At 41.0% G+C, this 2,804-nt stretch carries 1 protein-coding gene; it reads left to right on the top strand.

Annotation, left to right across the window (positions count from 1 at the left end; all coding sequences use genetic code 11):
* Nucleotides 1-317 precede the first annotated feature (317 nt).
* A partial coding sequence (locus ACUVXA_RS19285; RefSeq protein ID WP_445872918.1) for a heavy metal translocating P-type ATPase occupies nt 318-2,804 on the top strand: 2,487 nt, incomplete at its 3' end.

Genomic DNA, 2,804 nt, shown 5'->3' with positions numbered 1-2,804 from the left:
CGGTGTCACCCCTCCACCTCAAGCACAAAAGGTTTTTCATGGATGTTGCATAATTCTTATTTTTTAATTTTTTATGGGATTTGATGAATTTTTTATAATTTTACATTGTTAATTTGAAAAATTTTCAAAATATAATCAAATTTTTTTGAAAAAGTAAAATTGTGCAACAGAGCATTGCACTCGATAACTTTATAAGAAGCAAACCTTTCTTAACAATAGTAAACCATTATCTTTTTTTAAAAATTTGGAAACGAATAAAAATTAGAAAAAAATAATCCTAATTACTATAATTAATTCAAATAATAATGGGGAAAACCTTGAGGAAAGAAAAAATACCTATTCAAGGAATGCATTGTGCAACCTGTGCGGGAACTATAGAGAAGGCTCTGTACGAATTAGAAGGTGTTTCTAAGGCAGATGTTAGTTTCGGCTCTGAAAGCGCCACTGTTACCTACGACGAAGATAAAGTGAAAATGAGTTCTATCATGAGTCAGATAAGCAGGGCGGGCTACGATGTTAAAAAAGAGAAAGTAAGGCTGAAAATCGCCGGAATGCACTGTGCGACCTGTGTACAGACCGTTGAGAAAGCACTACTAACGGTGGAGGGTGTAATTTCCGCTGAAGTTAGCCTAGGAACCGAAAGCGCTATTGTCACTTACACTTCCCCAGCAACAATCAGCGATATGAAAGGGGCGGTCAAAGAGGCAGGGTATCGAGTATTAGAAGAGTATTCAGAAGAGAGTGCTAAAAAAGAGCTTACCAGACAAAAACGCATTTTCATCTTCACTGTAGCGTTAACAATTCCCATTGTGATTGGAAGTATGGCAGGTATGCTTCCCTTCCAGGTTCCCGCTATTATGCAGAATCCCCTATTTCTATTCCTGCTCACAACACCAGTGCAATTTATTGGAGGATACCAGTACTATAGAGGCTCCTACTATGCCCTTAGAAATAAGACCGCCAATATGGATGTCTTAATAGCCATGGGTACTTCGGTAGCCTATTTCTACAGCGTGTTTGCTACTTTCATAGTTCCAGGACCATTATACTATGATACAGCGGCTATGATTTTATCGTTTATTTCTTTGGGAAAGCTTTTAGAAGCTATAGCTAAGGGCAGAACAAGTGAAGCGGTAAAAAAATTAGTGCAGCTGCAGGCCAAAACCGCTAATATTATTCGAAATGGAGAGGAAATAGAAATTCCCATAGAAGAAGTGGTTGTGGGAGATATCCTGATAGTTAGGCCGGGTGAAAAAATTCCCGTAGACGGATTAGTGAGGGAAGGCTATTCATCCGTTGATGAATCTATGATAACCGGAGAACCAATACCGGTTGAGAAAAAGAAAGGTGATTCCGTTATAGGCTCTACCATAAATAAGAATGGTTCACTACGGGTTGAGGCTCAGAAGGTTGGCAAAGATACTATGCTTTCACAAATAATTCGAATGGTGGAGGAGGCTCAAGGCTCAAAGGCACCCATTCAGAGTCTAGCAGATAGGGTGGCCTCAGTTTTCGTGCCAACAGTGGTTCTTATAGCTTTGGGAGCATTCTTTTACTGGTTAATTATCGGGCAAAGGGATCCTCTATTCTCTATGCTGATTCTAGTAGCGATTCTAGTTATCTCCTGTCCTTGTGCTCTGGGATTGGCTACCCCCACTGCCATAATGGTGGGTACGGGCAAAGGAGCAGAGGCAGGCATACTAATTAAAGGTGGAGAATCTCTAGAAAAGACGTATAAAATCGATACCGTAGTTCTGGATAAGACTGGTACCATTACTAAGGGTGAACCGGAGGTAACAGATTTAGTGGGTGATGTGCTGGAGATAGCAGCGGCTGCTGAAAAGAACTCTGAGCACCCATTAGCCGTAGCAATAATAAGAAAAGCCGAGGAAAAGGGTATTAAAATTCCTGAGGTAGAAGACTTCTACCAGTATCCTGGTAAAGGCGTGAAAGCAAGACTTAATGGAATGGAAATAATCGTGGGCAACAAGAAACTGGTTAAAGAGAAAAAACTAAAAAACAGTTTCGAAAAAGATTCCCAGAAACTGGAAGAAATGGGTAAAACAGTGCTCTTCGTCGCGGGAGACGGAGAAGTAAAAGGATTAATTGCCATAGCAGACACTCTAATGGAACACTCTATGGAAGCGGTTCAAGAAATGAAAAAAATGAACTTGGAAGTTGTTATGCTTACCGGCGATAATAAGAGAACCGCGCAAGCAATTGCGGATCAAGTTGGAATAGATCGGGTATTATCAGAAGTTCTGCCCGAAGACAAGGCTGAAGAAGTGAAAAAACTTCAGAAAAAAGGAAAAATTGTGGCTATGGTGGGTGACGGAATAAATGATGCTCCCGCTCTGGCACAGGCGGATGTGGGAATAGCCATTGGCTCAGGCACGGATGTGGCCATCGAAACCGGGGACATAGTCCTCATAAAACATGATTTAAGGGATATCCCCTCTGCAGTAAGGTTAAGTAGGAAAACGGTGAACAAGATAAAGCAAAACTTGTTCTGGGCTTTCATATATAACATTATAGCAATTCCCGTAGCGGCTGGACTCTTCTATCCAGTGCTATTACCACCAGCGCTGGCGGCAGCGGCAATGGCAATGAGTTCAGTCACCGTGGTCACAAACTCACTTTTACTCAAAAGATTCAACCCCAAAAAGGGCGAAAAGAAAAAAGAAAAAGGAGGAGAAAAAATGGCAAAAGCAATAGACCCCGTATGCAAAATGGAAGTAGACCCAAAAACAGCCAAATGGAAAAGCGAATATAAAGGTAAAACTTATTATTTCTGTGCTCCAGGC

Source organism: Candidatus Jordarchaeum sp., from assembly GCF_052745115.1.
Note: the sequence above shows the minus strand (reverse complement) of the source record. Positions and strands in the feature narration are given on the sequence as shown.